Genomic DNA, 25,778 nt, shown 5'->3' with positions numbered 1-25,778 from the left:
GGCGATTCAGCACCGGGCGGGTATGCAGACGTCGAAGACGATCGTGGCGGTCAACAAGGACCCGGAGGCGCCGATCTTCGAGTTGGCCGATTACGGCGTGGTCGGTGACCTGTTCAAGGTCGTGCCGCAGCTGACCGAGGAGGTCACCGCCCGCAAGGGCTGACCCCGGACGTTACAGATCGGAGCCCCGCGACGCCCCCACCGGCACCGCGGGGCTCCGTCGTGTCCGTCAGCCGCCCAGGTAGCCCCGCAGCAGCCGCTTGCACTCGGCGATGAGGACCGGGTCGCCCTCCGGGTCCCGGCGGAAGGCGAGCCGCAGGACCGCGTCGGCGGACTCGAGGGCGACGTGCAGCCGCACGCGGTCGGCGGCCTGGTCGCCGTCGCCGAGCAGCCCGCCGACGAGGAACCAGAGCCGGTCGGCGACGGCCGCGTTGTTCTCCAGCACCGCGTCGAGGAGGTGGATGCTGCGCGGGTCCTCGCGGCCGATCGCCCCGAAGTCCACCACGCCGAAACCCGGTACGGCGCGGCGCATCGCGACGTACTCCTCGATCGCCAGGTCCACCATCGCCCCGATCCGCCGCGGGCGTTCGGCCTCCGCCCTGCGGGTGAGCCGGTCGGCGAAGTGCCCCAGGTTTCGTTCGGCCAGCGCGCCCAGCAGCCCGTCGACGCCGGGGAAGAACTGGTACAGCGTCCCGATCGGGACCTCCGCGCGCCGGGCCACCTCCTTGGTGGTGAGCGCCGTGTAGCCGACCTCGTCCAGCAGTTGCGCGCAGGCGTCCAGGATCCGGTCGAAACGTTCCTGGCTGCGCTGCTGCACAGGGCGGCGGCGGAGGGGACCGGACGGGTTCGGAGGTGCCTGCATGGTTCCACTCTGCCGGATCAGGTGTAGGTTGGCGAGACTCAACATGAGTAGCGTTCATGTTTTTGGGCAGAGTCCGGCAGAGGAGAGGAATCCCGATGTCCCCGCTTCCCGCCTCCTTCAGCTGGGGTGCGTCCACCGCCGCCTACCAGATCGAGGGCGCCGTCGCCGAGGACGGCAAGGGGGCGTCTGTATGGGACACCTTCAGCGCCCGGCCCGGTTCCGTCCGCGACGGCCACACCGGGGAGATCGCCTGCGACCACTACCACCGCCACTTGGAGGACGTGGCGCTGATGAAGGCCCTCGGGCTCGACGCCTACCGCTTCTCGATCTCTTGGCCGCGCGTCCTGCCCGAGGGCCGGGGACGCGTCGAACCGCGCGGACTCGGCTTCTACGACCGTCTGGTGGACGAGCTGCTCGCGGCCGGCATCACCCCCACGCCGACCCTCTTCCACTGGGACCTCCCGCAGGCGCTGGAGGACGAGGGCGGCTGGCTGAACCGCGAAACGGCCCACCACTTCGCCGACTACGCGGCCGTCGTCGCCGACCGCCTCGGCGACCGGGTCACGCGCTGGATCACCCTCAACGAGCCCTTCGTCCACATGGTCTTCGGCTACGCCTTCGGCACCCACGCCCCCGGTCGCGCCCTGATGCTGGAGGCGCTGCCCGTCGCCCACCACCAGCTGCTCGGGCACGGGCTCGCCACCGCCGCGCTGCGCGCGCACGCCGCCGTTCCCGCGCAGGTGCTGATCGCCAACAACTTCACCCCGGTGCGGACGCCGGAGGGCGCCACCGGCGCCGACCACGCCGCCGCCGCGGCCTACGACGCCCTGCACAACCGGCTGTTCACCGACCCGCTGCTGCTCGGCGGCTACCCCGACCTGTCCGCGTACGGGCCGGCCGACCCGACCTGGGGCGGCGTGATCCGCGAGGGCGACCTCGCCGTGGTCGCCGCACCCCTCGACGGCCTGGGCGTCAACTACTACAACCCCACCTGGATCGCGGCCCCCTCGGCGGAGACGGGCCTGCCCTTCGACATCCTGGAACCGGACGTCGCCGTCCCGGGCCGCTCGTACCCGCGCACCGCCTTCGGCTGGCCGGTGGTGCCGGACGGCCTCACCGAACTGCTCACCGGTCTCGACGCACGGTACGGGGCCGCGCTCCCGCCCCTCTGGATCACCGAGAACGGCTGCTCCCAGGCCGACCGCCCGTCCGACGACGGCGAGGTCCGGGACGAGGCCCGCATCGAGTACCTGCGCACCCACATCGAGGCCGTCGAGACCGCGTACGCCCGCGGGGTGGACGTCCGCGGCTACTTCACCTGGTCGCTGCTGGACAACTTCGAATGGGCCGAGGGCTACCACCAGCGGTTCGGGCTCGTCCACGTCGACTACGCCACCCAGCGGCGGACGCCGAAGGCCTCGTACCACTGGTACCGGGAACGCATCGCGCAGGCGCGCCGCACCGCGTCCTGATGCGCCCGAGTCCCCTGGTGCCCCGCCGGCCCGGCACCACGCTCGCGCGAACATGAGACGACCTCGTGTTCTTGGGCCGGTCGCCGCAAGGTCCTCGCCCGGCTCCGCGCCGCCGCCATGGCCCTGGCGGCGGTGCTGGGCGCCGGCTGCGGCATCCACCTGGCCGTGGACCAGGCCTTGGTGGACCGCGCCAAGGACCTCGGCGTCATCGACATCGCCGACCCCGGCCCCCAGGTGCTCGCTCCCGCCGTCGCCGCGCCCGGCATCGCCCGCCTCGCCGGCTGCACCGGCCTGTACTCGCGACGGCGCTCGTCACGCTCCTCGGCGAACTGCGGTTCGCCCAAACGCGCGCGGGTCCGTTGGGGCCGAAGAGAGCCGAAGCGGACGTGGAGGTCCAGGGCCGGATCGATAGAGGTCTTCAATCAAACGATAAGGAGGTGGTCTTGGACACCCCGCGCGGGGCGAGGCGACGATCGAGGGCGTGATCCCCGTCGTCACGGAAGAGCCGCCGTGGGCCGGATACGGGGATGGTTCCGAGGAGTCCCCATGCTGATTCCGCGTGCCCCGGGGGCCTGTGCCCCCGCCCTGCCCCGAACCCGGTCGCGCCCATGACTGACGCGTCAGGGGCGACCAAGACCGCCGACGTCGTGCCCAGCGAGGCGGAGCCGACGCCGCAGCCGCAGCCACGCCTCCGCAAACACCACCTGCCGCGGCTGCCTCCGCGCACGATCGCCTCGGCGGCCGTCACGACCTCGGTCGGACTGGCCGTGCTGGTGGCCCTGGGCGCACTCACGCACCAGACGGTGCTCGTGCCGCCGCTCGCGGCCACGATGGCGATCGTCACCGCCACCCCCGACTCCCCTCTCGCCCAGCCCCGCCACGTCATCGGCGGCCACATGCTCTCCTGCCTGGTCTGCTTCGGGGTGCTCGCCCTCGGCTGGCACGGCCCCTGGGCCGCCGTCGTGGGCTGCGGCATCGCCTGCGGACTCGTACTGCTGCTCAAGACGCCCCATCCGCCAGCCATGGCCACCGCTGTGATGATCATGCTCACCACGCCGTCCGCCACCCACTTCGTCCCCTTGCTGGTCGCCGGCGCGGTGCTCCTCGTGGCGGTGCAGATGGTCTCCGCCCGGCTGAGGCGCGAGGTCTACCCCACGTCGTGGTGGTGAAGGCCCGTCCCGCCGCCGGGACGTCGTGGTTGCACCGGAACTGCCTCGTCCGTGCTGCACCGCGCCTTCACCGCTCGCAGCCGCCGGCCGACAGGCGGCGACGTCGCGAGCCGCGCCGCTGCGCCATTACCCGCGACGTAATCGACCCTTCGTCGCGGGCCCGGCAGGGTGGTCGTACCGGGCGGACGGGGTGGCGCACTCCACCCCGTCCGGCCGGGCCAGACTGCCCGGACGAGGAGGACCGTGATGTCGCAGGACCGGTACGAGACCGCCGTCGCCCGTTACTTCGAGGCGTGGAACAGCACCACGGACGCGGAGGCGAGGGCGAAGGCGGTGGCCGCCGCTTGGGTGGAGGACGGTACGTACACCGACCCGTTGGCGGAGGCGGGCGGGCACGAGGAGATCGGAGCGCTGATCGCCGGAGTGGGGGAGCGGTTCCCCGGGTTCGTGTTCACGCCGGTGGGGCAGGTCGACGGGCACCACGACGTGGCGCGCTTCGCCTGGGAGCTGGGGCCGGCCGGGGCGGAGCCCGGAACGGCGCCGATCGCCGGCTCCGACGTGATCACGCTCGCGGAGGACGGGCGGATCCGCTCGGTCAGCGGGTTCCTGGACCGGCTGCCCGCGGCGTGAGCGTCTGAAGGGCGGCGGCGGTCTCCGGGTCGGCGGGGAGGAAGGTCTCGATCGCCAGCTCGGAGACCGTGACGTCCATGGGGGTGTTGAAGGTGGTGGCCGTGGAGATGAAGGACAGGACCCGGCCGCCGTGCTCGATCCGCATCGGCAGAGCGAACGGGAAGACCTCGGTGCCGTCGGAAGCGGAGGCGGAAGCGGAAGCGGAAGCGGAGGGCTCCTCCGCGCTGCCGGGCGGGGCCGGGTAGGCCGTCAGCTCCTCGTACAGGGCGCGCAGCGGCTCGTGGCCGCTCATCGTGATCTGACGCTCGATCCGTTCCAGCAGGTGCCCGCGCCACTGGCGGAAGTTGCGGATGCGCGGGGCCATGCCCTCGGGGTGGAGGGTGACGCGCATGGCGTTGAGCGGCGGCCGCAGCAGGTGCGGGGCGACGCCCTGGAGCAGGGCGCTCACGCCCTGGTTGGCGGCGACGACGTCGTACATGCCGTCCAGGACCAGGGCCGGGAACGGGTCGTAGGCCGCCAGGAGGCGGTCGAGGCTCTCGCGCAGGGGGTGCATCGCGGGGTCGCGCAACGGGGTCTCGGGGTACGCGGGGGCGTAACCCGCGGCGACGAGCAGGGCGTTGCGTTCCCTGACGGGCACATCGAGGTGCTCGGCGAGCCGCAGGACCATGGCCTGGCTGGGACGGGAGCGGCCGGTCTCGATGAAGCTGATGTGCCGGGCGGAGCTGTCCGCCCGCAGGGCGAGTTCCAGCTGGCTGATCCGGCGCCGTTCGCGCCAGCCGCGCAGCAGCGTCCCCACACCCGCCGTGGTCGTCGTCATGCCCCGACGGTAACCCAGGTGCGGGGCCCGGCGCCGTCGTGGTGGGATGCGGCGATGGACCTGGAAACGCAGGTGGACGCAGGTGAGGACGACGCCCCCACCCCCTGGGGGAACCCGCGGTGGCGGCGGGAGGCGATGGCCTGGGCGAGGGAGGCGGCCGCCGCCCGGGGCCTGGAGCCGCGGCCGGCACGGGAGTGGTCGGCGCGGCTGCGTCCCTGGTCGGTGGTGGTGCGCATCCCGGCCACCGACGGGTCCACCGTCTGGTTCAAGGCCAACCCGCCCGCCTCCGCCTTCGAGGGCGTGCTGACCGGGGCGCTGCACTCCTGGGCCCCGGGCCGGGTGCTCGTGCCGCTCGCGGTGGACACGGACCGTGCCTGGTCGCTGCTGCCCGACGGGGGCCCGCTGCTGGCCGAGGCGCTGGACCGTCCGCGGCCGGAGGGCGGCCCCCACTACTGGGAGGCCCCGCTGCGGTCGTACGCCGAGCTGCAGCGCGCCACCGTCGCCCACACCGGCGAACTGACCGCGCTCGGTGTGCCCGACCTGCGCCCGGCACGGCTGCCGGAGCTGCTGGACGAGCTGATCGGGCGGACGGACGCCCCGGCGGGGATCCGGGCCGTACGGCCCCGCTTCGCCGACTGGTGCGCCGAGTTGGCCGCGTCCGGGAACGGCGCGGCGCTCGACCACTCCGACCTGCACGAGGGGCAGGTCTTCACCGCCGGGGGCCGCCACGTCTTCTTCGACTGGGGCGACGCCGCCGTCGCCCACCCCTTCACGAGCTTGCTCGTCACCGCCCGGGTGACACGGCGCCGGCACGGGGCGGACGCACCGGAGGTCCTGGCCCGGCTGCGCGACGCCTACCTGGAGGCGTGGGCGGGCCGGACGGGCGGCGAGGGCCGGGAGATGCCCGCGCTGCGCCGCGAGGTGAGCCTGGCCTGCCGGGTCGGCCCGGTCGTCCGGGCGCACAGCTGGGGCCGGGTCTTCCCGGACCCGGCCACCGGCGCGGTGCGGCCCCCGGTGGAGCAACTGGCACGGTGGCTGGCCGAACTGCTCAACGAGCCGCCGTTGTAGAGGAGTCCTTGGCGAGGGCGAGCAGCCGGTAGACCGGGTCGGGGCGGGCGGTGTCCTGGTCGGGCAGCGCTGCCAGGCGTCCGGCGAGGACCTCGGTTTCACCTTCGCGCAAGGCGAGCGCGGAGGCGAACTGGCCCGTCGCGATCCGGGCGGCCAGATCGCGCGGGGTGCGGCCCTGGCCGTGGCCGGCGAAGCGGGCCCCGCCCGCCGGGCGCAGACCGTGCACGGCGGCCTGCCGCACCACCGCTTCCTCCGCGTCGTACGCCACTCGTGTGCGGAACGGCGCGAGGAGCGCGTCGACGTCGCTGCCGACGTCGTGCCCGGCGTCCTTGTCGACGGTGGTGACGAGCACCCCGCCGGGCCGCAGCACCCGCGCGCACTCGGCGATCACCGCGGGCGCGTCCGGGAGCAGATGGAGCACCCACACAGCCGTGACCGCGTCCAGCGAGGCGGTCGCGAACGGCAGCCGGCGCACGTCGCCCTGGACGATCCCCGGCCCCACCCGCCCGGCGGCGAGCCGGGCCATGGCCAGGGCGGCGTCGACGCCGAGCACGCGCAGCCCGGGGCGGCCCGTGTACCGGGCCGTCACCAGGCCGGTGCCGCAGCCGATGTCGAGCACCGTGCGGGCCGGTCGCGGTAACAGCCCGAGCACGGCGGCGGCCGCTGCCTCGGCCCGGGGGACGCCGCCGCGGGTGGCGTCGTAGATCGCGGCCTGCTTCTCGTAGTCCAGCACGCCCGTAGGCTAGCCGCCTCCCATCTACCGGGCGGTAACCAACTGCCCCTAGGCTCAGGCTGTTTCCGCGACCCGAGCTCCACCCGACTCCAGGAGAGCCCGTGAGACACGGCAGAGCCGCCGCCTGCGCCCTCGTCCTCCTCCTCGCCTCGTTCACCGGTGCGACCGGCACCGCGACCGCGACCGCGACCGCGGCCGCGACCCCCACGGCCGCGACCGAGGCGCCCCAACTGCGGCTGGTCACGAGCAACGTGATGATGCTGCCGCGCACCCTCTACCCCAACTGGGGCCAGCTGGAGCGCGCCGACCTGATCGCCGCCTCCGGCTATGTGCGGGCCGCCGATGTTCTGGTCCTCCAGGAGGCGTTCGACAACGGGGCCTCCGACCGGCTGCAGGCGGACCTCAGGGACCGCTACCCGTACCAGACCCCGGTGCTCGGGCGGTCCAGGAGCGGCTGGGACCGCACCGAGGGCTCGTACAGCTCGCTCACGCCCGAGGACGGCGGCGTGACGATCCTCAGCAAGTGGCCCGTCCTGGAGAAGGTCCAGCACGTGTACGGCGACGCGTGCGGCGCGGACTGGTTCTCCAACAAGGGCTTCGTGTACGTCGTCCTCGACGTGAACGGCACCCGGGTGCACGTCGTCGGCACCCACACCCAGGCCGACGACTCCGCCTGCGGCAGCGGTGAGGCCGCGAGCGTCCGCTCCGCCCAGAACCGGGAGATCGACGCCTTCCTCGACGCCCGCGCGATCCCCGCCGCCGAGCCGGTGGTCATCGCGGGCGACCTCAACACCGACGCCGGCGGTGCGGAGTACACCCGCATGCTCGCCGACCTGGACGCCGCCGCGCCCGACGCCGCCCCCGGCCCGGCCGCCAGCTTCGACCCCGCGACCAACTCCGTGGCGTACGACCGCTACCCCGACGACCCCGCGCAGCGCCTCGACCACGCGCTCCTGCGCAACGGCCACGCCCGCCCCGCCCGCTGGAACAACCGCGTGGTCGACGAGCACTCCCCGCGGTGGTCGGTCACCAGCTGGGGCACCACCTACACCTTCGACGACTACTCGGACCACTACCCGGTGGTCGCCGGGGACGTCTGACCGGCGCGGGGCGGCGGCCCGCCGGACCGCCGCCTGCCGGCATGCGTGCGTCAGTTGAAGGAGCTCGGGTCCGGGCCGAGGCGCCCGCCGTTGTCGAGGGCGTCGACCGCTGCCAGGTCCTCGCCGTCGAGCTCGAAGCCGAAGACGTCGATGTTCTCCCGGATCCGCGACGGCGTCACGGACTTGGGGATCACGACGTTGCCGAGCTGGAGATGCCAGCGCAGGACGACCTGGGCCGGGGTCCTGCCGTGCTTGGCGGCCACGGCGGCGAGCGCCGGCTCGTCGAGGAGGCCGCGGCCCTGGCCGAGCGGCGACCAGGCCTCGGTGGCGATGCCGTGGCCCGCGTGGAAGGCGCGCAGCTCGCTCTGGGGGAGATGGGGGTGCAGCTCGATCTGGTTGACGGCGGGTACGACACCGCCGTCGTCGATCAGGTGCTGCAGCTGGGCGACCGGGAAGTTGGACACGCCGATCGCCCTGGCGCGGCCATCGGCGTGGATCTTCTCCAGGGCGCGCCAGGTCTCCGGGTACAGGCCGCGGGCGGGCGTCGGCCAGTGGATCAGGTAGAGGTCCACGTACTCCAGGCCCAGCTTGTCCAGGGAGGCGTCGAACGCGCGCAGGGCGTTGTCGTGGCCCTGATCGGTGTTCCACAGCTTGGTGGTGACGAACAGTTCCTCGCGCGGGATGCCCGAGGCGGCGATGGCGCGGCCGGTGCCGCGTTCGTTCCGGTAGAGCGCGGCGGTGTCGATGCTGCGGTAGCCGGCCTCCAGGGCCGTGGCGACCGCGGTGGCGGCTTCGTCGTCCGGGACCTGCCAGACGCCGAATCCGAGCTGCGGCATGGTGACGCCGTTGTTCAGGGTGATGTCGGGAACCTTGCTCACGAGCGGGTCGTCCTTACCTCGTCGAAGCGGACTCCTTACCCCAAGGTCAGCGGTCCTCACGGCGGCGGCATTCCCCCGAAGCCGCCTCACGCGTGGTAAAGGGCCTCGATCTCGCGGTTGTACGCCTTCTCTATCGCCCTTCGCTTCAGCTTGAGCGAGGGCGTGAGCAGCCCGCCCTCCTCCGAGAACTGCCCGGCCAGGATGCGGAAGGTGCGGATGGACTCGGCCTGGGAGACGAGCGTGTTGGCGGCGACGACCGCCCGCCGGATCTCCGTCTCCAGGGCGGGGTCCTGGATCAGCCTGGCGATCGGCAGCTGCGGCTTGCCCCGCATCGTCAGCCAGTGCCCGACGCCCTCGGGGTCGAGGGTGATCAGCGCCCCGATGAAGGGCCGGTCGTTGCCGACCACGACGCACTGCGAGACCAGCGGGTGGGAACGCACCCGATCCTCCAGCACCACCGGCGAGACGGACTTGCCGCCGCTGGTCACCAGGATCTCCTTCTTCCGCCCGGTGATCGTGAGGTAGCCGTCCTCGTCGAGCGCGCCGAGGTCGCCGGTGGCGAGCCAGCCGTCGTGCAGGACCTCCGCGGTGGCCTTGGGGTTGTTGAGGTACTCGCTGAAGATCTGGCCGCCGTACACCCAGATCTCGCCGTCGTCGGCGATGTGGACCGTGGTGCCCGGGACGGGCACGCCCACCGTGCCGAAACGGGTCTGCTCGGGTGGGTTGGCGACCGCGGCGGCCGTGCTCTCGGTGAGCCCGTACCCCTCGAAGATCCGCACGCCCGCGCCGTCGAAGAAGAGCCCGAGCTGCCGGTCCATCGCCGAGCCGCCGGAGAAGGCATGCCGGACCTTGCCGCCGAGGGCGGCGCGCACCTTGCCGTAGACCAGCTTCTCGTACAGCTGGTGCTGCATCCGCAGGGACGTGCTGGGGCCGGGGCCGGTGCCGAAGGCCCGGGCCTCCATCGCCTCGGCGTGCCGCACCGCCACTTCCACGGCCTTCTCGAAGGGCCCGAGTTTTCCCTCCGCCTCGGCCTTGCGGCGGGCGCCCTGGAAGACCTTCTCGAAGACGTACGGCACGGCGAGCACGAAGGTCGGCTGGAAGGAGGCCATCGCGGGCAGCAGCTCGGCCGCGGCCAGATTGGGCTGGTGGCCCAGCCGGACCCTCGCGCGGACGGCCGCGACCTCCACCATGCGTCCGAAGACGTGGGCGAGCGGCAGGAAGAGCAGGGTGGAGGCCTCGTCGCCGCGCTTGCTGTGGAAGACCGGTTCGTACCGGGCGACGACGTTGTCGCTCTCGGCCATGAAGTTGCCGTGGGTGATCACACACCCTTTGGGGCGGCCGGTAGTGCCCGAGGTGTAGATGATCGTCGCGGTGGAGTCCGGGGTGACCGCCTTGCGGTAGCGGTGCACCAGCTCGTCGTCGACGGCGAGACCGTGCCGGGCCAGTTCGGACAGCGCGTCGGAGTCCAGCTGCCACAGCCGGTTCAGGTGGGGGAGTTCGTCGATGACCGCGCCGATCGTCATCGCGTGGTCCTCGTGCTCGACGACGCAGGCGACTGCCTCGGAGTCGCGCAGCATCCAGCGGACCTGGTCCGAGGACGAGGTGGGGTAGATGGGGACGGGCTGGGCGCCGATGGCCCACAGGGCGAAGTCCAGCACGGTCCACTCGTAGCGGGTGCGGGACATCAGGCCGACCCGGTCGCCGAAGCGGATCCCCTGGGCGAGCAGGCCCCTGGCCACCGCGAGGACCTCGTCCCGGAACCGGGCGGCCGTGACGTGTTCCCAGTCCGTGCCGTCCGTTCCGGCGCGGCGGCTCAGCACGATCCGGTCCGGCTCTTCGTCGGCGTTGGCGAACACGGCGTCCGCCAAACCTCCGACTTGGGGTGCCGTCACCAGTGGGGGAATGGTGAACTCGCGCAACGTCGCTCCTCGACCGCTTGGGCGGTCACCGAACGTACCTGATACCACGTGCGGTGGGGAGGGGTGCGACATTCGGCTGTGAAGACGCGGGTGGGCTCCCTCACACCTTTGTGACGAGCCGGTTCCCGGTTACCGCAAGGAACATCGCGCCGGAGGACGGTTTCCGGGCGGACCGGGGTCCGCCCGGACTCTGCACCAAATCCCCTCGCGGGGATCACGGCCGCTCTACAGCCCCACCGGCTCGTGGGCCGCCCCGCGCGCCACATGCCCAGCGCAACGGACCGGTCGCGGCCCCTGCGCCCTCTCTTCCGTCGGGCAGGCGCTCCTCCGTCGGGCAGGTGCCGGCCGCGCACCCCGAGACCGCCGTCGCGGCGACCACCGGATCGTCCGACCTCGTCGCCGGATCATCTGCGGCAGCACGCGGCAGCTCCACCGCTGCCTCAGCGAGTGCGTCGGCGCCCCGGACGAGGCCCGGTACATGGGGACCGTGCCGTCGCCGCGTCCGGTCAAGCGGATCACGACCGAAGGGATCCGCTGAGGATCGCCGCCGCGAGTGCGTCCGCGGCCTCCTGGGCCGCGGGGCGCCGGTGGCCGTGCAGCAGTACGAAGTCGACGCCGCCGAGTTCCGGCAGGCCCGCTCGGGCCGGGACCCGCACCAGCCCGGGCGGGATCAGGCCCTCGGCGTGTGCCATCACGCCCAGCCCCGCACGGGTCGCGGCGATCAGCCCGCTCAGCGAGCCGCTGGTGCACGCGATGCGCCACGCGCGGCCGTGCCGTTCCATGACCTCCAGGGCACGCGCCCGGGTGATCGCGGGGGCCGGGTAGAGGATCAGCGGTACGGGCCGCTGGGCCTCCGGGCGGTAGCGCTCGCCGGCGATCCACACCAGCCGGTCGCTCCAGACCAGCTCGCCGTGGGCGTCGCCGGCGGCGCGCTTGCCCAGCATCACGTCCAGCCGTCCGGCGGCCAGCTGCCGGTGCAAGGTGGCCGACAGCTCCACCGTCAGCTCCAGGTCCACCTCGGGGTGCTCGCGCCGGAAGCGCTCCAGGATCTCGGGCAGCCGGGTCAGGACGAAGTCCTCCGAGGCGCCCAGGCGCAACCGGCCGCGCAGGCGGGTGCCCGCGAACCAGCCCGCGGCGCGTTCGTTCGCCTCCAGGATCGTCCGGGCGAAGCCGAGCATGGCCTCGCCGTCCTCGGTCAGTTCCACGCTGTGCGTGTCGCGGGTGAAGAACCGCCGGCCGGCGGCCTCCTCGAGCTTGCGCACGTGCTGGCTCACCGTCGACTGGCGCAGGCCCAGCCGGCGGCCGGCCTGCGTGAAGCTCAGCGTCTGGACGACGGCGACGAAGGTCCGCAGTTGCACCGGATCGAACACGCTGCCAGCGTACCGCCGCTCATCGCGATATGTGATGACAGTCAGCGCGGTCAAAGTCATTTACGATCGCCGGGTCAGCGGGCACCCTGGAGGGGGCCCCGTCCAGCACCGATGAGGAAGCCCATGCGCCGCCTGCGTTACCCGTCCTGGATCCCCGTGGACCCGTACATCGCGGCGCTCCTCGGCACCGTGCTCCTCGCGGCGCTGCTGCCCGCCCGGGGCGCCGGCGCCCACGTCGCGGGCGGGGCGTCGACCGGAGCGGTCGGGCTGCTCTTCTTCCTCTACGGCGTGCGGCTGTCCACCCGCGAGGCGATGGACGGACTGCGCCACTGGCGCCTGCACGGCACCGTCCTGGCCGCCACCTTCGTCGCCTTTCCGCTGCTCGGCCTGGCCTCGGCCGGACTCGTGCCGTACCTGCTGACGCCGGAGCTGCACACCGGGTTGCTCTTCCTGTGCCTGGTGCCCTCGACCATCCAGTCCTCGATCGCCTTCACCTCCGTCGCCCGCGGCAATGTGGCCGCCGCCATCTGCGCCGGGTCCTTCTCCAGCCTCGCCGGGCTCGCCCTCACCCCGCTGCTGGCCGCGCTGCTGCTCGGCGGGAGCGGCGCGGGCCTGTCGGCGGACGCGGTGCTCGGCATCGTGCTGCAGCTGCTCGTGCCCTTCGTGGCGGGGCAACTGCTGCGGCACTGGATCGGCGGCTTCGCCACCCGCCACAAGAAGGTGCTCGGCCTGGTCGACCGGGGCTCGATCCTGCTGGTCGTCTACACCGCGTTCAGCGAGGGCGTGGTGCGCGGCATCTGGCACCAGGTCACACCGTCGCGTCTGCTCGGGCTGCTGCTGGCCGAGGCCCTGCTGCTGGCCGCGATGCTCGGCCTCACCGCGTACGGGTCGCGCAGGCTCGGCTTCCCCCGCGCGGACCGGGTGACCATCGTCTTCGCCGGGTCGAAGAAGAGCCTGGCGGCCGGACTGCCCATGGCCTCCGTGCTGTTCGGGGCCCAGGCCGGGCTGATGGTGCTCCCTCTGATGCTCTTCCACCAGATGCAGCTGATGGTGTGCGCGGTCCTCGCCAAGCGGTGGGCGCGGCGGGCGGAGGCGGCGGCCGCGCCCACCGCCGCACCGGACGCCGCGGCCCGGCCCCGGGAGGCCGTGGCCGGCCGGAGGTGAGCCCGGCCCGGCCGCTCGGCGGGGGACCCGCTCAGCGCACCGCGTCGACCACGAGGACCGCCAGCGCCATCGCCAGGAACAGCGCGTACGCGAACAGGGCACGTCCCCGGTCGCCGTAACGCAGCTGGCACAGCAGTACCCAGGCGAAGATCCCCGCTTCCAGCGCGGCCCCGGCGACGCCGACGCGAGGGTGCCGCAGCCCGGCGAGCACGGCGACGGCGCCCAGCGTGTGCATCGCGCCGAGCAGGGTGACCACCCACCGGCGCCGGCCTTCCAGGACGCCCAGCCGGGTCAGCTCGTCGAGCCGCTCCAGGCCGGCCCGCGCACGGGTGAGCTGGGCGACCGCGGAGGGGACGACTTCCAGCAGCAGGAGGACGGTCAGCGCGACGGCGAGTGCGAACACCCGCACAGTCTGCCGTACGTTCGAAAGCGCTCGGTCGGCGCTCAGTCGGCGCGGCAGACGATGAAGTCCGGATAGGGGTGGCGTCCCGGCCGGTCGCCGATCTCCTCGATCGCCCGCCGGAGTTCGAGGAGCCGGGCCACGGGCATCTCCAGGGGTGGTTCGTCGGGCTGGTGGGTGGTGCGGACCGGGTAGTCCACGCCCGGCTCGCGGGTCATCTCGATGTGGCAGCCCAGCACGTGGGTGACCGGGCGCTCCGCGGCGAAGGCGATCAGCCGGTCGACGGTGCGCCGGAAGGCGGCCCAGTCCTCGACGTACAGCCGGCCCGGGTAGACGGTGTCGCCGGTCAGCAGGAAGCCCGTCGCAGGGTCATAGTAGGTGACGGCGGAGGGGTGGTGGCCGGGCGTGGCCAGGCACTCCAGGACCCGCCCCCCGAGGTCCAGGCGCGCCACGCGGCCGGGGTCCTGCGTGAGGCCCAGGAAGTCCCAGGCGCTGTCACGGTCCGCCGGCACCACGACGGTGTCCGGGCGGCCCGCGAACTGCGCGTCGCCCGCGACGTGGTCGCCGTGGGCGTGGGTGTGCAGCACGAGCAGCTCGTAGCCCGGCCGTTGCAGGGCGGGCGACCGCAGTTCGAACAGCTCGTCCACGACCTTGCGCAGCGGGAAGAACTCCTCCTCCGGCGTGGCCCCGGTGTCCAGGAGCACCGCGCGGTCGTCCCCGAAGAGCAGGAAGAGGAACGGCGCCTCGTAGTGGACGGCTTTGTTCTGCCTCAGGATGAAGGTGCGTTCGTCGTACTCGAACACCTGGATGTCGGGATCGGTGTTGTGCTTCGCCGACGGCGACCCGTGGATCCAGCGCACGTCGAGCGGCTCCGGCGCCGGAGGGGTGGATGCGTTCATGGCGACTTCTCCTGCGGGCGGTCGTGGCGCCGGCCGGACCGGCCGGCGGTTTCGCCCGCCGGGGCGGCGCGGGCACCGTTTTGTGCGTCCCACCGGTCGGGAGGGACACTGTCCACGTGACCTCAGCGGCAACGGTGGCGACGTTCATCCACCATATCGGCGTCCTGCTCTCGGACCACGACGGCGGCGACATCGAGGCCGTCCACAAGGAGGAGGCTTCCTGATGGCTCCGCGCCTCGTGCTCGTCCGGCACGGCCAGACCGAGTGGTCCAAGAGCGGCCAGCACACCGGCAGGACCGACATCCCGCTCACCGAGGAGGGCCGGGAGGCCGCGCGCCTGCTGGGCAAGCGCCTGGCCCGCGCACCCTGGCACGACTTCCCCGGCGCCCGGGTCCGCACCAGCCCCCTGCAGCGCGCCCGCGACACCTGCGAACTCGCCGGGTTCGGTGACCGGGCGCAGGTCTGGGACGCGCTGCGGGAGTGGGACTACGGCGAGTACGAGGGCCGCACGTCGCCGGAGATCCGGGAGGAGCGCCCGGGGTGGGTGATCTGGCGCGACGGGGTCGTCGGCGGGGAGACCTCGTGGCAGGTCGCCAACCGCGCGGACGAAGTGGTGGCCTGGGTCAAGGAAGAGGACGGCGACGCGGTCGTCTTCGCCCACGGCCACTTCCTGCGCACCCTGGCCGCCCGCTGGCTCCGGCTCGACCCGATGCGCGGCATGGTGCTGAGCCTGGCCCCGGCGTCGCTGTCGGTCCTCGGCTGGGAGTACGGCGACCCCGCGATCACCCTCTGGAACGACACCGCCCACCTGCAGTGAGGCGCTGACCGGCGGGACGCCCGGCGGGTCAGCGGGCCCAGGGCGGGCTGACCCGCGTCCCGTCGGCGAGCACCGCCTCCAGGCCGACGCCGGTGGTCACCCAGACGGAAGCGGGGCCTTCCCCCGGGTTCGCCATGGCGAGCAGGGAGCCCGCGGGCGCCGTGACGACATCGCCGGGCGACAGGTCGTGCGCCTCGTCGTCGATGGTCAGGCGCGGGCTGCCGGACAGGACGAGGAAGACCTCCTCGCGTGTGATGGTGTGCGCGGGACCGGCGGTCCCGGCCGGTATCTCTCCCCGCCACGCGCACAGTTCCGTGCTGCCGGTGGCGGTGCGGGCGTACGAGGCGAAGCGGACGCCGTGCAGGTCGTGGACGTCGGCGTCGGCGGAGCGGACGACGGGCATGGGGGCTCCTGTTCCCTGATAGGCAAGTAACTTGAGCAAGTTGCTTGCCTATATACTCAAGTCGCTTGCGCACTGTGTCAAGGTGGCCGCATGAAGGACGAAGAGGCCCTGGCCATGGCCCTGGGCATCAACCTGCTCGCCGCCGCCGGCGCCCTCACCGCCGCCATCCACGACGGCGTCCTCGCCCGCGGCTTCGACGACCTGCGCCCCGCCCACGGCTTCGCCTTCGCCCGGATGGCGGCGGCCGGCGCGACCGTCACCGAACTCGCCGCGCACCTCGGGGTGACCCGCCAGGCGGCCGGACAGCTCGTCGACGAACTCGAGGCCAAGGGCTACGCCGAACGCCGCCCCCACCCGGACGACGCCCGGGCCCGGCTGGTCGTGCTCACCGACCGCGGTCACGCCTGCACCCGCGCCGCCGAGCAGGCCGCCGCCGACGCCGTACGCCCCTGGGCCGACGTGCTCGGCGAGCGCCGCCTGCGCGCCCTCGCCGCGGACCTCGGGCGGCTCGCCCCGGGCGGCCCGGTCCGGCCGGCGTGGTAGCCGGGACTCCGGCGATGGACTTCACCGGCGACTTCGAGACCCACTTCACGCTGCGGGCACCGCGGCCCGGGGACGAGGAGCGGATACGCCACTGGGCGGAGCGCAACGGTCTCAAGTACACCCGCATCGTGCTCGACCTGCTGGAACTGGTCCGGGCCGACCCCGACGCCGCCCGCGGCGTACGCCTCGACGCGGAGGGCGCACGGGACGACGGCAGTTGGACCTACGCGGGAGTACGACACGCCCGGCGTGCGCCTCGTCGTCCCCTGGCACGCGGACGGAATGCCCCCGGGCGAGGTGAGCCTGGACTTCGCCCGCGACGAACGGCTCCCCGAGGCGCCCGTCCTGACCGCGGTGCCACGCGGCGACGGCGGACCCCCCTGCCGTACTGCTCACCGCGAGCCGCGAACTCTCCCTCGCCTGGAAGCTGCTGTGGCTCCAGTCCGACGCCGCCGCCGAGGGCCGCGCCCAGGGCAAGGACCTCTACGACGCGGTCCTGCTCGCCGAGGCCCCCGGCACCGCCCTCTCCCCGTGCCTGCTGCGCCGGGTGATGGCCCGCGAACCCGGCCACCCGGCATCGGCGCCCCGCCTCGCCGGTATCGCCCCGCACTCCGTCGACTGGGACGCCTTCCGCGCCGCCCACCCCGACGTCACGGGCACGGCGGCGGAGTGGCTGGCCCGCCTGTCGCGGGCCCTGGGAGGCGTCCTGACGGAAGGTCACTGACGTGTGGTGAGCCGCGACCGGACTCGCCGCCGCGATCCTGCCGCGCGCCGCCCGTGCACTGGAGGCGCCGCACGAGGAACTGCGAGGCAGGGCATCGCGGCCCCGGCCCACGTCGCCCGGCTGCACGGCACCGTCGAGGCCCGCTGCCTGGAACTGCTGCGGGGCCTGCCGCCCGGGACGGAGGCCCCCCACGACGTCCTCGCGTACGAACCGCTGCGCCGGCTGCCGTGGTGGCTGCGCGAACCCGGCTACGCGGGGCTCTGCGGGCCCTTGCCCGGTACCCCGGCCCCGTGCCGAGGCGCCGTACGAAGCGGTAGGCCGCGGCGGGAACGAGGGGGCGTCCCGCTTCGCCCGGTGGCGGCACCTGCGGGCGGTTAGCATGCCAGGAGAAAGTGATCGCGGTTAAGGAGGCACCATGGCGGACGACGTCACGATCCCCGGCATCGACCCCACGTCCAAGCCGAGCGGCGACGGCTGCGCCGACTGCGGTGCCGGCCAGGGGCCGGGCTGGTGGCTCCACTTGCGCCGCTGCGCGCAGTGCGGGCACATCGGCTGCTGCGACTCCTCGCCCTCCCAGCACGCCACTCGGCACGCGCTCGAGGAGGGGCACCCGTTCATCACCAGCTTCGAGCCCGGTGAGGACTGGTACTGGAACGTCGAGACCGAGCAGTACTACGACGGTCCCGCCTTGCTCCCGCCGAACTCCCGCCCGGAGAGCCAGCCCTCCCCGGGGCCCGCGGGCAAGGTCCCCGAGGACTGGCAGGCGCAGCTCCACTGACGACGCGCGACGCGCCCCGGCCGGCGCCCCCGCGTCACGCGGCGCCCTCCGGCAGCCGCACCCTCGCCAGCTGCCGGGACTGCGCCACGAGACGGCCGGCCGAGTCCCAGACCTCGGCGTCCTCCTCCATGTAGCCGTCCGCGAAGTTCCGGGTGGAGTGCTTCAGCCGCAGCCATCCCGGCTCGGGCCTGGCCCGGACGTGGGCGGTCAGCTCCAGCGTCGGCGCCCAGCCCGGTATGCCCAGGTCGAAGCTGACCGGCGGCAGGCTGTCCACGGCGAGCAGCAGCATCAGCGGGCGGGCTCGCGGCCGTCGGGCATCCGCACCCGGCCCTGCACCATGCCGCGGCCCGAGGGGGCGCCGACCGCCCAGCCGACGGTATCCGGGTCCAGGCGCAGCTCGATGCGCTCCAGCATCGGGGACACCTTCAGGAACTCCGGCGGCGCCAGGTCGGTCCCGACGCACTTCTCCCTCGGTAGCGGCGGCTCCTCGGGTGCGGCGGGACCGGCCGGCGCAGGGGGCGCAACCTCGCCGGCCGGTCCCGCACGCGTGCACGCGGGCCGCGGCGGGTCAGACCCGCCCGGCCGCAGGCGCGGGCAGGGCGATCCGCTCTTCGCCCGCGTACACGTTCATGGAGGTGCCCCGCAGGAAGCCGACGAGGGTGAGTCCCGACTCGGCGGCGAGGTCGACGGCGAGGGAGGACGGGGCCGAGACGGCGGCGAGGACCGGGATGCCGGCCATCACGGCCTTCTGGGCGAGCTCGAAGGAGGCCCGCCCGGAGACCATCAGGATCTTCCCGGCCAGCGGCAGCAGGCCCCGCTGGAGTGCGCGGCCGACGATCTTGTCCACGGCGTTGTGGCGGCCGACGTCCTCGCGCACGTCGAGCAGTTCGCCCTCCGCCGTGAAGAGCGCGGCCGCGTGCAGACCGCCGGTCCGGTCGAAGACCCGCTGCGCCTCGCGCAGCCGGTCGGGGAGCGCGGACAGCAGCGCCGGTTCGAGCCGCAGCGGCGAGGCGTCGGCGATGGGCCAGCGGGCCGTGGTCCGTACGGCGTCCAGGCTGGCCTTCCCGCACAGGCCGCAGGAGGACGTCGTGTAGACGTTGCGCTCCAGCGTGATGTCCGGGACCGGGACCCCGGGAGCGAGACGCACGTCGACGACGTTGTAGGTGTTGGACCCGTCGACGGTCGCGCCCGCGCAGTACACGATGTTCGCCAGCTCGTCCGCGCCGCCGAGCACGCCCTCGCTGACCAGGAAACCGGCCGCGAGCGCGAAGTCGTCGCCGGGGGTCCGCATCGTGATCGCGAGTGGTTTGCCGTTCAGCCGGATTTCCAGCGGCTCCTCGGCGACCAGGGTGTCCGCCCGGTGGTCGACCGCACCGTCCCTGATCCTCAGTACCCGACGCCGTTCGGTGACCCGTCCCATGTCGATCAGTCCCGGTTCTGTACGTGCTGGAAGCCGCATCGGCCCTTGATACAGAGGTTGCCATGGGTGACCGCGCTGCCGTGTGGCGAGGTCACCTCGACGAGTCCGTCGGCCCGGCCTTCGAGGCTGGACGAATACTGTGTACAGTATTCGTTCAGCCGGGGTCAAGGGGTCGTAAAAGCCGTCCCGGCGCCCGCCGGCTCGAACCAGCAGGGCGAGGCGGGCCGGGGTGCCACCGTCCTGCCCGTGCCTCGTCTTCTGCGTCGCGAGGCGGAACAGGGAGTTGACGACGGCGAACGCCGCGACCGCCTCGGCGCTGTGGTGCGTCACCGCGTGGACGGTCGTGGGCCGTGTGGCGCGGTGAGGCCGGTCTCCGCCGTCCGGCCGTACCGCCCGGTGGCACGGACCTCCTCGATCGCGGCGGGCGGGATGCGCCGCCGCCCGGCCCCTCCTCCAACAGCACCTCTCCGGTCCGCAGCCGGGCGGTCGGATCTCCCCTCGAAGGGCCAACTCCGTTGCGCCGAAGCGGATGCGTGGCTCGTCATGGCATCACGTGGGCAACCGGCGGGAGTCGCGGCATAGCATCGGCGCCGGGACGGACGAGGAACGGACGAGGAGGTGTGCGGTGGCCGGGGACCCGTTCTCGGTGAGCCGGGGAACGTGGTGGCGCATCGGGGTGCCGCTGGTCGCCGTGGCCCTGCTGGTCGCCCAACTGGCCTGGGGGAACGGCGCGCGGCGGGAGGCGGCGGCGGTGCCCCGGCCGGGGGAGTGCGGCAAGGGCGCGGCGCGGCAGGTCGGCGAGGCCGGTGAGTCACGCGGCATGGTCATCGGGAGTTATGGCGCGGACAACCTTCCCCGGATGAAGGGCAGGCCGACCTTCAAGGTCCGTCTCACGGTTTCCCCCGGACCGGACCGGCACTCGCTGACACTGACGACCCCACTGGCCGGCGCGGTCACGGTGCAGGTGCACGCCGGGCGCGGCGGCGGCCTCCTCGCCGGCGCCCGCGGCCTCACCGCCCGGATCGACGAGGAGATGTACGACGCCGGTCAGGCCCCTCCCGCGACCGGTACCGTCCGTGTGACGGAGGACGACTTCCTCCAGCTCGTCGTCGAACTCCCGGACACCGCGATCTGCCCGGGAGCCACCATGGACGACCTCATCTCCATGGACCCCGGCGGCAACGACGCCGCCGACCTCACCGTGGTCACCGTCGTCCTCGTCGACCGGGCCTCCGGCCTGCGCATGGAGGCGCAGAGCGGAGTGGTTTGACGCACTGCGCCCGGGCTGGGTACAAACGTGCGACTCCACCGTCCCGTACGCCGCATGGGGGGCCTCGCGCTCGTGAGCACCACGGACACCGACCAGGGCACCGAGCCGCCGGTCACCACCTGCTACCGGCATCCCAAGCGCGAGACGTATGTCCGCTGCACCCGCTGCGACCGCTCCATCTGCCCCGACTGCATGCGCGAGGCGGCGGTCGGCCACCACTGCCCGGAGTGCGTGAAGGAGGGCGGCAGGAGCGTCCGCCAGGCGCGCACCCTCTTCGGCGGCCGAGTGGCGAGCTCGGGCGTGCCCGTGGTGACGCAGGTCCTGATCGCCCTCAACATCGTCGCCTACCTCGGCGAGTTGGTCCGCTCCGACCTCGTCACACGCTTCAGCGGTCTGGGACAGGGGCTGCTGGGCCCCGACGGCGCGGCGTACGTGTACGACGGCGCGGCGTACCCCGGCTTCGAGGCCGTCGGCATCGCCCACGGCGAGTGGTACCGGCTCATCACCTCGGCCTTGCTCCACCAGCCGCCGGGCCAGGGCACCTTCGGGATCCTGCACATCCTGCTCAACATGTACTCGCTGTGGACCCTCGGCCCGGCTGTCGAGGCCCAGCTCGGGCGGATCCGCTTCGCCGGGCTCTACCTGCTCTCCGCCCTCGGCGGCTCCGTGCTGGTGTACCTGCTCGCGCCGCACTCCGGCGCCGTCGGCGCCTCCGGCGCGATCTTCGGCCTGGGGGCGGCCTACTTCGTGCTCAGCAAGCGCCTCCACCACGACCCGGTCGGCGGACGGCAGCTCCTGATCGGCCTGCTGGTCTGGATGGTCGTCTCCGCCGCCGTCACCTCCTGGCAGGGCCATCTCGGCGGCCTGCTCACCGGCGGGGCGGTCGGCCTCGTCCTGGCCCACGCCCCCCGCAGGCACCGTGGCCTGTGGCAGGCCGCCGGGATGGTCGTGATGCTGCTGGTGCTGGTGACCCTGGCCGCCTTGAAGACCGCCCAGCTCACCGGCGCCGCATAGCGCCGCGCCGGAGCTGTGAAGAGCGTCACGCCGTTCGGGGCGGTGTCCGCGCCGGGGGCCTGCGCGCGTAGACTGTAGACGAAAGCCAATCATCCCCGGGAAAGGTGGGGGCCTCGATGCTCTCCAGCGGGCTGTCGCAGGGATCCGTGCCCAAGCTCCAGCGTCCGGGACCCCTGCGCGAGCAGGTGTACGAGGCGCTGCTAGAGCTGATCATCACCCGCTCGCTCACTCCCGGCCAGCACCTGGTGGAGACCGAACTCGCGGGCCACCTCGGGGTCTCCCGCCAGCCGGTGCGCGAGGCCCTGCAGCGGCTCAACACCGAGGGCTGGGTGGACCTGCGCCCCGCCCAGGGGGCCTTCGTCCACGAGCCCACCGACGAGGAGGCCGACCAGCTCCTGGTCGTCCGCGCCCTGCTGGAGACGGAGGCGGCCCGCCTCGCCGCGGCCAACGCCACCTCCAAGGGCCTGCAGCGGCTGGAGGAGCTGTGCGAGGCGGGCGAGGCGGCCGTCGTCGCCGACGACGTCGACGCGGTCGTCGCGGCGAACGCCGCCCTCCACGCCTGCGTCATGGAACTCGCCGGCAACGCGGTGCTCGCCGAACTCGCCCGGCAGGTCGAGCGGCGCGTGCGCTGGTACTACACCCCGGTCGCCCGGCAGCGCGGCATGCAGTCCTGGGTCGAGCACCGCGAGCTGATCGCGGCCATCGCCGGACGCGACGGCGAGCGGGCCCAGCAGGTCATGCGCGCGCACACCGAGCACACCAGGACCTCCTACCACCAGCGGTCCCACCAGGACTGACCACGCCCCGGGCACGCCCCGCCGGACCACGCCGGACCACGCCTGACCCCGGCGGCTCAGAGCAGCGGCTTGCCGTCGAAGTGGCCCAGCCGCTCGTGGTACAGCTCCACGTTGACCCCGTTGGGATCGCGGATGTAGAGGCTGTCCTCCACGCCCCGGTCCGGCCCGAGGTAGTCCGTTCCGGCCTCGTCCAGCTTGCGCTTGGCCTCGGCGAACTGCTCGGCGGTCACCGACAGCGCCAGGTGCTGCAGCCCGCCGATCGTCTCGTGGTGCTCGGGGTGCTCGTGGCCGGGGAAGTCGAAGAACCCCAGCAGGTTGTCGTGCCCGATGTCGAAGAAGAAGTGGCTGGAGCCCGCGTAGTCCCGGTTCTCCACCAGCTCCACCAGGGGGAAGCCCAGGAACTCCTGGTAGAAGCGGATGGTCTCCTCGACGTCCCGGCAGATGAACGCGACGTGGTGCACCCCCGCCGCCCTCGTCGCCGGTCGCGCCGCGGGCTCCCGCAGGTACCTCCCGCGCAGTTCCTCCCGCCGGGCCCGTACGGCCTCCAGCTGCTCGCCCTGCGGCTCACTCATGATCTGTCCCGCCTCCTCGTCCCCCGTGTTAATACGGTGCGCCGGAAGATATACCCGATTAGCCTCCGGGAATGGTGTCCTTCGACCGACTGGCGGCATTCGCCCTGGTGTCGCTGGTGCTCGTGGTGATCCCCGGCCCCAGCGTCCTCTTCGTCATCGGCCGCGCGCTCGCCCACGGGCGTCGTGTCGCGCTGACCTCCGTCGCCGGCAACACCCTCGGCTCGTACGTCCTGGTGGTCGCCGTCGCCCTCGGCGTCGGCCCGGTCGTGGAGCGCTCGGCGCTGCTGTTCGCGGCCCTCAAGCTCGCCGGCGCCGCCTACTTGGTGTACCTGGGCGTCAGGGCGCTGCGGCACCGCGGGGATCTCGCCATGGCGTCCGCGGACGCGGGGGCGGCGCGCGGCGTCCTGCGCACCCTCGGCGAGGGCTTCGTGGTCGGGGTCTCGAACCCCAAGACGATGGTGTTCTACGCGGCGGTGCTGCCGCAGTTCGTCGCCCGGGCGGCCGGGCACGTCACCGTGCAGATGCTGCTGCTCGGCCTGGTCTTCAACGCGATCGCCCTCGTCTCGGACAGCACCATGGGCCTGGTGGCCGCCGCGGCCCGTTCGTGGTTCGCCCGTTCCCCGCGCCGCCTTTCGCTGGTCGGCGGTGCGGGCGGCCTCGCGATGATCGGCCTCGGCGTGACCGTCGCCGCCACGGGACGTGCCGACTGATCGGCGTTCCGCTGGTTAGTCTGGGCGGATGGACGACGGACACGCGGACGACACGGCCGCCCTGGAGCGGCTGCGCCACCTGCGCGGCAGCATCGACAACTTGGACGCGGCCCTGGTGCACCTCCTCGCGGAACGCTTCAAGGCCACACAACAGGTGGGCGAGTTGAAGGCGGCGCACAACATGCCGCCCGCCGATCCCGAGCGCGAGGCGGAGCAGATCGAGCGGCTGCGCCAGATGGCCGAGGAGGCGCACCTCGACCCGGCCTTCGCGGAGAAGTTCCTGAAGTTCATCGTCGAAGAGGTCATCCGCCACCACAAGGCGATCGCCGCCGACCGCTCGGGCTGAACGCCGCGTGGGCCTCAGCCGTGGCGTCCCACGGCTGAGGCCCACGTCATGCCGGCATGGTCCCGCTAGAACACGGGGGTGGTCCGGGGACGCCGCGGCGGACGGGAGGAACACCCGGTCGTCGGGCACGGGATGCCGTGCCGGAGCCCCGGGTGCTCTCCGGCGGTCACGTCAGATCGCCTCCCTGCTGATGGGCTGGGGGTTGGGCTCGATGTCCTTCTTCTTCGGACGCCCCGGCGGGGTGAGGAAGAGCGCGACGAAGCCGGCGAACAGCGAGATCGAACCCGCGAGGGTGAACGCCCCGCTGTGTCCCCAGTGGGCGACGACGAAGGCACCCATGCCGGAACCGAGCAGACCCGAGACCAGCTTGGAGCTGTAGACCAGGCCGTAGTTGGACGCGTTGTTGTTCTCGCCGAAGTAGTCGGCCGTCATCGCCGCGAACATCGGGAAGATCGCGCCGCCGCCGAATCCGGAGATGGAAGAGAAGATCAGGAACAGCGGCAGGTTCTTGATGTCCGCCGACCACAGGATGCCGTACTGCGCGAGCCCGAGGACGAGGCAGACGAAGATCAGGCACTGCTTGCGGCCGTAGCGGTCGGACAGCCAGCCGATGACGCCGCGGCCCGTGCCGTTGACGATCGCCTTCAGGGACATGGCCGTGGCCACGATCCCGCCGGCGAAGCCCGCCTCCTCGCCGATGTCGACCTGGAAGGCGATGCCGAAGATGTTCACGCCCGAGGTGCACAGCAGGCAGAACCACATCAGCGCCACCCGGCCGGTCCGCCACGCCTCGGCGGGGGTGTACTGCCGCACGGCCGGCGGATTCTTCGCCAGGGCACGCCGGGCCCGCGGGTCGTCCGGCACCTTCAGCGGGTCGACGTCGGCGGGCCACCAGTTCTTCGGCGGGTCCTTGAAGAAGTACCCCGCCACCGCGACGGTCGCCGCGAGGAGGACACCGACCGAGACCAGCACCCAGCGGAAGTTGGTCAGGTCCATGTAGCCGGTGAAGAGGAAGACGAACGGCACCGAGCCGTAGGCGAAACCGCCGTTGACGAAGCCGGTCTTGCCTCCCTTCCGCTCCGGGTACCACTTGCCGACCATGTTCACGCAGGTCGCGTACACCATGCCGGCGCCCATGCCGCTGAACATGCCGAAGCCGATGTACGCGACGACGACGTGCGGTGCGAACGCCAGCGACAGGTAGCCCAGGAAGGTGCCCACGGCGCCGAGCATCATCGCCCAGCGCGCCGGCAGCTTCCCGGACTCACGGAGCTTGCCCGCCGGGAAGGCCACCGCGGCCTGGAAGAACACCCAGACCCCGAGCATCCAGAAGATGTGCAGGCTGCTCCACGAATGCGCGGTGTGGAGCGTGTCCTCGGCGGACGCGAAGGCGTACTCCGCCGAGCTGATGCCCATCATGCCTATCCACGGCAGGATGACCATCCACTTGCGCTTCCGGCCCATGATCTCCACGTCGGACTCGCCGACGCGGAAGACCCGGCCGTTGTGGTCGGTCACCTCTCGGTAGGTGACGGGTGGTTGGGACGTCGATGTCGTTGACGCCATTGTCATGATTCCCCTGCCTCGAAAGAGTCTGGCCAGCGCCCCCTGGACCTGGGGCCGGCACGGGTCGGTCTCCGTGGAGACCGACCCGTGCCGGCCCCCGTGCTCTTTTCGTGCTGTGCGGCGGGTCCGCTCCGCGTGGTTCACGCGGGCCCGGTCCCGTCGCGGGTGGTGCTTCGGTCAGGGCAGCCCCGCTGCCCCGGCCCACCGGTGGCCGGTGCCCGGCACCGCCACCGGTTGCTCTGTGGTGTGCGACCGTACGACGTCGCGCCCCCTGGTGCCCGCCATCGCTCAGATCACCCCGTCGGTCCGCAACCTGGTCAGCTCCTCGGGGGACAGA

General features: G+C 72.9%; 27 protein-coding genes and 3 pseudogenes. 16 read left to right on the top strand and 14 right to left on the bottom strand.

The window, feature by feature from the left end:
• Positions 1-163, top strand: a pseudogene (locus tag AC3EUJ_RS35295) (electron transfer flavoprotein subunit alpha/FixB family protein); the annotation flags it as partial.
• Positions 164-229: 66 nt separating this feature from the next.
• Here AC3EUJ_RS35295 and AC3EUJ_RS35290 read toward each other — a convergent pair.
• On the bottom strand, positions 230-862 hold the full coding sequence (locus AC3EUJ_RS35290; protein ID WP_431968793.1) for a TetR/AcrR family transcriptional regulator: 633 nt from the start codon (positions 860-862) through the stop codon (positions 230-232).
• A gap of 95 nt (positions 863-957) precedes the next feature.
• Here AC3EUJ_RS35290 and AC3EUJ_RS35285 point away from each other — a divergent pair, with 95 nt between their 5' ends.
• The 3 genes from AC3EUJ_RS35285 to AC3EUJ_RS35275 all read left to right on the top strand — a co-directional run bounded on the left by AC3EUJ_RS35285 (position 958) and on the right by AC3EUJ_RS35275 (position 4,133).
• Positions 958-2,334 (top strand): GH1 family beta-glucosidase, encoded by a 1,377-nt coding sequence (locus tag AC3EUJ_RS35285; RefSeq protein WP_431968791.1) that lies wholly within the window; start codon positions 958-960, stop codon positions 2,332-2,334.
• A gap of 608 nt (positions 2,335-2,942) precedes the next feature.
• Entirely contained in the window at positions 2,943-3,503 is a 561-nt protein-coding gene (locus tag AC3EUJ_RS35280) for an HPP family protein (protein WP_431968789.1), read from the top strand.
• A 246-nt stretch (positions 3,504-3,749) separates the two neighbouring features.
• Positions 3,750-4,133 (top strand): nuclear transport factor 2 family protein, encoded by a 384-nt coding sequence (locus AC3EUJ_RS35275; RefSeq protein WP_431968787.1) that lies wholly within the window; start codon positions 3,750-3,752, stop codon positions 4,131-4,133.
• On the opposite strand, the gene AC3EUJ_RS35270 is transcribed toward AC3EUJ_RS35275, so the two are convergent.
• The gene (locus AC3EUJ_RS35270) at positions 4,099-4,950 is read right to left on the bottom strand and encodes a helix-turn-helix domain-containing protein (RefSeq protein ID WP_431968785.1); all 852 of its coding nucleotides are present in this window, start codon (positions 4,948-4,950) and stop codon (positions 4,099-4,101) included. The genes AC3EUJ_RS35275 and AC3EUJ_RS35270 overlap by 35 nt on opposite strands.
• Before the next feature lie 54 nt (positions 4,951-5,004).
• Between AC3EUJ_RS35270 and AC3EUJ_RS35265 the strand changes: the two genes are divergently transcribed.
• Positions 5,005-6,018: a phosphotransferase family protein gene (locus tag AC3EUJ_RS35265; RefSeq protein ID WP_431968783.1), complete on the top strand. Its 1,014-nt coding sequence runs from the start codon at positions 5,005-5,007 to the stop codon at positions 6,016-6,018.
• On the opposite strand, the gene AC3EUJ_RS35260 is transcribed toward AC3EUJ_RS35265, so the two are convergent.
• Positions 5,999-6,751: a class I SAM-dependent methyltransferase gene (locus AC3EUJ_RS35260; RefSeq protein ID WP_431968781.1), complete on the bottom strand. Its 753-nt coding sequence runs from the start codon at positions 6,749-6,751 to the stop codon at positions 5,999-6,001. The two genes, AC3EUJ_RS35265 and AC3EUJ_RS35260, sit on opposite strands and share 20 nt — an antisense overlap.
• A 101-nt stretch (positions 6,752-6,852) precedes the next feature.
• On the opposite strand from AC3EUJ_RS35260, the gene sph reads away from it, so the two are divergent.
• Entirely contained in the window at positions 6,853-7,851 is a 999-nt protein-coding gene (sph, locus tag AC3EUJ_RS35255) for a sphingomyelin phosphodiesterase (RefSeq protein ID WP_431968779.1), read from the top strand.
• Between the two features lie 50 nt (positions 7,852-7,901).
• Here sph and AC3EUJ_RS35250 read toward each other — a convergent pair whose 3' ends face one another.
• The 3 genes from AC3EUJ_RS35250 to AC3EUJ_RS35240 form a co-directional block, all read right to left on the bottom strand.
• Positions 7,902-8,729, bottom strand: a complete 828-nt coding sequence (locus AC3EUJ_RS35250) for an aldo/keto reductase (RefSeq protein WP_431968777.1) — start codon at positions 8,727-8,729, stop codon at positions 7,902-7,904.
• Between the two features lie 86 nt (positions 8,730-8,815).
• Complete coding sequence (locus AC3EUJ_RS35245) at positions 8,816-10,648, bottom strand: AMP-dependent synthetase/ligase (RefSeq protein ID WP_431968775.1); 1,833 nt, start codon at positions 10,646-10,648, stop codon at positions 8,816-8,818.
• Positions 10,649-11,163: 515 nt separating this feature from the next.
• Positions 11,164-12,018, bottom strand: a complete 855-nt coding sequence (locus AC3EUJ_RS35240; RefSeq protein WP_431968773.1) for a LysR substrate-binding domain-containing protein — start codon at positions 12,016-12,018, stop codon at positions 11,164-11,166.
• A 123-nt stretch (positions 12,019-12,141) separates the two neighbouring features.
• Between AC3EUJ_RS35240 and AC3EUJ_RS35235 the strand changes: the two genes are divergently transcribed.
• On the top strand, positions 12,142-13,182 hold the full coding sequence (locus AC3EUJ_RS35235) for a bile acid:sodium symporter family protein (protein ID WP_431968771.1): 1,041 nt from the start codon (positions 12,142-12,144) through the stop codon (positions 13,180-13,182).
• A gap of 31 nt (positions 13,183-13,213) precedes the next feature.
• On the opposite strand, the gene AC3EUJ_RS35230 is transcribed toward AC3EUJ_RS35235, so the two are convergent.
• Both AC3EUJ_RS35230 and AC3EUJ_RS35225 read right to left on the bottom strand, forming a co-directional pair.
• Positions 13,214-13,585 (bottom strand): DoxX family protein, encoded by a 372-nt coding sequence (locus AC3EUJ_RS35230; RefSeq protein WP_431968769.1) that lies wholly within the window; start codon positions 13,583-13,585, stop codon positions 13,214-13,216.
• A gap of 41 nt (positions 13,586-13,626) precedes the next feature.
• Positions 13,627-14,481, bottom strand: a complete 855-nt coding sequence (locus tag AC3EUJ_RS35225) for an MBL fold metallo-hydrolase (RefSeq protein WP_431968767.1) — start codon at positions 14,479-14,481, stop codon at positions 13,627-13,629.
• A gap of 223 nt (positions 14,482-14,704) precedes the next feature.
• Here AC3EUJ_RS35225 and AC3EUJ_RS35220 point away from each other — a divergent pair, with 223 nt between their 5' ends.
• On the top strand, positions 14,705-15,298 hold the full coding sequence (locus AC3EUJ_RS35220) for a histidine phosphatase family protein (protein WP_431968765.1): 594 nt from the start codon (positions 14,705-14,707) through the stop codon (positions 15,296-15,298).
• Positions 15,299-15,326: 28 nt separating this feature from the next.
• Here AC3EUJ_RS35220 and AC3EUJ_RS35215 read toward each other — a convergent pair whose 3' ends face one another.
• On the bottom strand, positions 15,327-15,701 hold the full coding sequence (locus tag AC3EUJ_RS35215; protein WP_431968763.1) for a cupin domain-containing protein: 375 nt from the start codon (positions 15,699-15,701) through the stop codon (positions 15,327-15,329).
• A 90-nt stretch (positions 15,702-15,791) separates the two neighbouring features.
• On the opposite strand from AC3EUJ_RS35215, the gene AC3EUJ_RS35210 reads away from it, so the two are divergent.
• From AC3EUJ_RS35210 to AC3EUJ_RS35200, 3 genes are all read left to right on the top strand, one after another.
• Positions 15,792-16,244 carry a MarR family winged helix-turn-helix transcriptional regulator gene (locus tag AC3EUJ_RS35210; RefSeq protein ID WP_431968761.1) on the top strand — a complete coding sequence of 151 codons (453 nt, stop codon included), beginning with the start codon at positions 15,792-15,794 and terminating at the stop codon, positions 16,242-16,244.
• A gap of 550 nt (positions 16,245-16,794) precedes the next feature.
• Complete coding sequence (locus AC3EUJ_RS35205) at positions 16,795-16,968, top strand: hypothetical protein (RefSeq protein ID WP_431968759.1); 174 nt, start codon at positions 16,795-16,797, stop codon at positions 16,966-16,968.
• Positions 16,969-17,383: 415 nt separating this feature from the next.
• Positions 17,384-17,746, top strand: coding sequence for a UBP-type zinc finger domain-containing protein (locus tag AC3EUJ_RS35200; RefSeq protein ID WP_431968757.1), 363 nt, complete (start codon positions 17,384-17,386; stop codon positions 17,744-17,746).
• A 34-nt stretch (positions 17,747-17,780) separates the two neighbouring features.
• Here the strand turns inward: AC3EUJ_RS35200 and AC3EUJ_RS35195 are convergent.
• The 3 genes and pseudogenes from AC3EUJ_RS35195 to AC3EUJ_RS35185 form a co-directional block, all read right to left on the bottom strand.
• Positions 17,781-18,232 (bottom strand): annotated as a pseudogene (locus AC3EUJ_RS35195) (thioesterase family protein); the annotation flags it as partial.
• A gap of 82 nt (positions 18,233-18,314) precedes the next feature.
• Positions 18,315-19,166 (bottom strand): formate dehydrogenase accessory sulfurtransferase FdhD, encoded by an 852-nt coding sequence (gene fdhD / locus AC3EUJ_RS35190; protein WP_431968795.1) that lies wholly within the window; start codon positions 19,164-19,166, stop codon positions 18,315-18,317.
• A gap of 5 nt (positions 19,167-19,171) precedes the next feature.
• Positions 19,172-19,270: pseudogene (locus tag AC3EUJ_RS35185) on the bottom strand (2Fe-2S iron-sulfur cluster-binding protein); the annotation flags it as partial.
• Positions 19,271-19,791: 521 nt separating this feature from the next.
• On the opposite strand from AC3EUJ_RS35185, the gene AC3EUJ_RS35180 reads away from it, so the two are divergent.
• The 3 genes from AC3EUJ_RS35180 (at position 19,792) to AC3EUJ_RS35170 (ending at position 22,247) form a co-directional block, all read left to right on the top strand.
• Entirely contained in the window at positions 19,792-20,436 is a 645-nt protein-coding gene (locus AC3EUJ_RS35180; RefSeq protein ID WP_431968755.1) for a hypothetical protein, read from the top strand.
• A 54-nt stretch (positions 20,437-20,490) separates the two neighbouring features.
• A complete protein-coding gene (locus AC3EUJ_RS35175) occupies positions 20,491-21,450 on the top strand; it encodes a rhomboid family intramembrane serine protease (RefSeq protein WP_431968753.1) in 960 nt (319 codons plus the stop codon).
• Between the two features lie 116 nt (positions 21,451-21,566).
• Positions 21,567-22,247 (top strand): GntR family transcriptional regulator, encoded by a 681-nt coding sequence (locus AC3EUJ_RS35170; RefSeq protein ID WP_431968751.1) that lies wholly within the window; start codon positions 21,567-21,569, stop codon positions 22,245-22,247.
• Between the two features lie 56 nt (positions 22,248-22,303).
• Here the strand turns inward: AC3EUJ_RS35170 and AC3EUJ_RS35165 are convergent, their stop codons facing one another.
• The gene (locus AC3EUJ_RS35165; protein ID WP_431968749.1) at positions 22,304-22,819 is read right to left on the bottom strand and encodes a VOC family protein; all 516 of its coding nucleotides are present in this window, start codon (positions 22,817-22,819) and stop codon (positions 22,304-22,306) included.
• 71 nt (positions 22,820-22,890) lie between these two features.
• On the opposite strand from AC3EUJ_RS35165, the gene AC3EUJ_RS35160 reads away from it, so the two are divergent.
• Both AC3EUJ_RS35160 and AC3EUJ_RS35155 read left to right on the top strand, forming a co-directional pair.
• Positions 22,891-23,529, top strand: a complete 639-nt coding sequence (locus tag AC3EUJ_RS35160; protein WP_431968747.1) for a LysE family translocator — start codon at positions 22,891-22,893, stop codon at positions 23,527-23,529.
• 28 nt (positions 23,530-23,557) lie between these two features.
• Positions 23,558-23,875: a chorismate mutase gene (locus AC3EUJ_RS35155; RefSeq protein ID WP_431968745.1), complete on the top strand. Its 318-nt coding sequence runs from the start codon at positions 23,558-23,560 to the stop codon at positions 23,873-23,875.
• Between the two features lie 171 nt (positions 23,876-24,046).
• Here AC3EUJ_RS35155 and AC3EUJ_RS35150 read toward each other — a convergent pair whose 3' ends face one another.
• The gene (locus AC3EUJ_RS35150; RefSeq protein ID WP_431968743.1) at positions 24,047-25,441 is read right to left on the bottom strand and encodes an OFA family MFS transporter; all 1,395 of its coding nucleotides are present in this window, start codon (positions 25,439-25,441) and stop codon (positions 24,047-24,049) included.
• Positions 25,442-25,778 lie beyond the last annotated feature (337 nt).

Source organism: Actinacidiphila sp. bgisy160, assembly GCF_057707815.1.
Note: the sequence above shows the minus strand (reverse complement) of the source record. Positions and strands in the feature narration are given on the sequence as shown.

Excerpts from the sequence above, each read along its gene's own strand:
- AC3EUJ_RS35150 (WP_431968743.1), bottom strand. The coding sequence starts at position 25,441 with ATGGCGTCAACGACATCGACGTCCCAACCACCCGTCACCTACCGAGAG.
- AC3EUJ_RS35165 (WP_431968749.1), bottom strand. The coding sequence starts at position 22,819 with ATGAGTGAGCCGCAGGGCGAGCAGCTGGAGGCCGTACGGGCCCGGCGG.
- AC3EUJ_RS35160 (WP_431968747.1), top strand. The coding sequence starts at position 22,891 with ATGGTGTCCTTCGACCGACTGGCGGCATTCGCCCTGGTGTCGCTGGTG.
- AC3EUJ_RS35275 (WP_431968787.1), top strand. The coding sequence starts at position 3,750 with ATGTCGCAGGACCGGTACGAGACCGCCGTCGCCCGTTACTTCGAGGCG.
- AC3EUJ_RS35210 (WP_431968761.1), top strand. The coding sequence starts at position 15,792 with ATGAAGGACGAAGAGGCCCTGGCCATGGCCCTGGGCATCAACCTGCTC.
- AC3EUJ_RS35225 (WP_431968767.1), bottom strand. The coding sequence starts at position 14,481 with ATGAACGCATCCACCCCTCCGGCGCCGGAGCCGCTCGACGTGCGCTGG.
- AC3EUJ_RS35215 (WP_431968763.1), bottom strand. The coding sequence starts at position 15,701 with ATGCCCGTCGTCCGCTCCGCCGACGCCGACGTCCACGACCTGCACGGC.
- AC3EUJ_RS35285 (WP_431968791.1), top strand. The coding sequence starts at position 958 with ATGTCCCCGCTTCCCGCCTCCTTCAGCTGGGGTGCGTCCACCGCCGCC.
- AC3EUJ_RS35235 (WP_431968771.1), top strand. The coding sequence starts at position 12,142 with ATGCGCCGCCTGCGTTACCCGTCCTGGATCCCCGTGGACCCGTACATC.
- AC3EUJ_RS35270 (WP_431968785.1), bottom strand. The coding sequence starts at position 4,950 with ATGACGACGACCACGGCGGGTGTGGGGACGCTGCTGCGCGGCTGGCGC.
- AC3EUJ_RS35265 (WP_431968783.1), top strand. The coding sequence starts at position 5,005 with ATGGACCTGGAAACGCAGGTGGACGCAGGTGAGGACGACGCCCCCACC.
- AC3EUJ_RS35170 (WP_431968751.1), top strand. The coding sequence starts at position 21,567 with ATGCTCTCCAGCGGGCTGTCGCAGGGATCCGTGCCCAAGCTCCAGCGT.
- AC3EUJ_RS35280 (WP_431968789.1), top strand. The coding sequence starts at position 2,943 with ATGACTGACGCGTCAGGGGCGACCAAGACCGCCGACGTCGTGCCCAGC.
- AC3EUJ_RS35175 (WP_431968753.1), top strand. The coding sequence starts at position 20,491 with ATGGGGGGCCTCGCGCTCGTGAGCACCACGGACACCGACCAGGGCACC.
- fdhD (WP_431968795.1), bottom strand. The coding sequence starts at position 19,166 with ATGGGACGGGTCACCGAACGGCGTCGGGTACTGAGGATCAGGGACGGT.
- AC3EUJ_RS35205 (WP_431968759.1), top strand. The coding sequence starts at position 16,795 with ATGGCCCGCGAACCCGGCCACCCGGCATCGGCGCCCCGCCTCGCCGGT.
- AC3EUJ_RS35290 (WP_431968793.1), bottom strand. The coding sequence starts at position 862 with ATGCAGGCACCTCCGAACCCGTCCGGTCCCCTCCGCCGCCGCCCTGTG.
- AC3EUJ_RS35155 (WP_431968745.1), top strand. The coding sequence starts at position 23,558 with ATGGACGACGGACACGCGGACGACACGGCCGCCCTGGAGCGGCTGCGC.
- AC3EUJ_RS35220 (WP_431968765.1), top strand. The coding sequence starts at position 14,705 with ATGGCTCCGCGCCTCGTGCTCGTCCGGCACGGCCAGACCGAGTGGTCC.
- AC3EUJ_RS35200 (WP_431968757.1), top strand. The coding sequence starts at position 17,384 with ATGGCGGACGACGTCACGATCCCCGGCATCGACCCCACGTCCAAGCCG.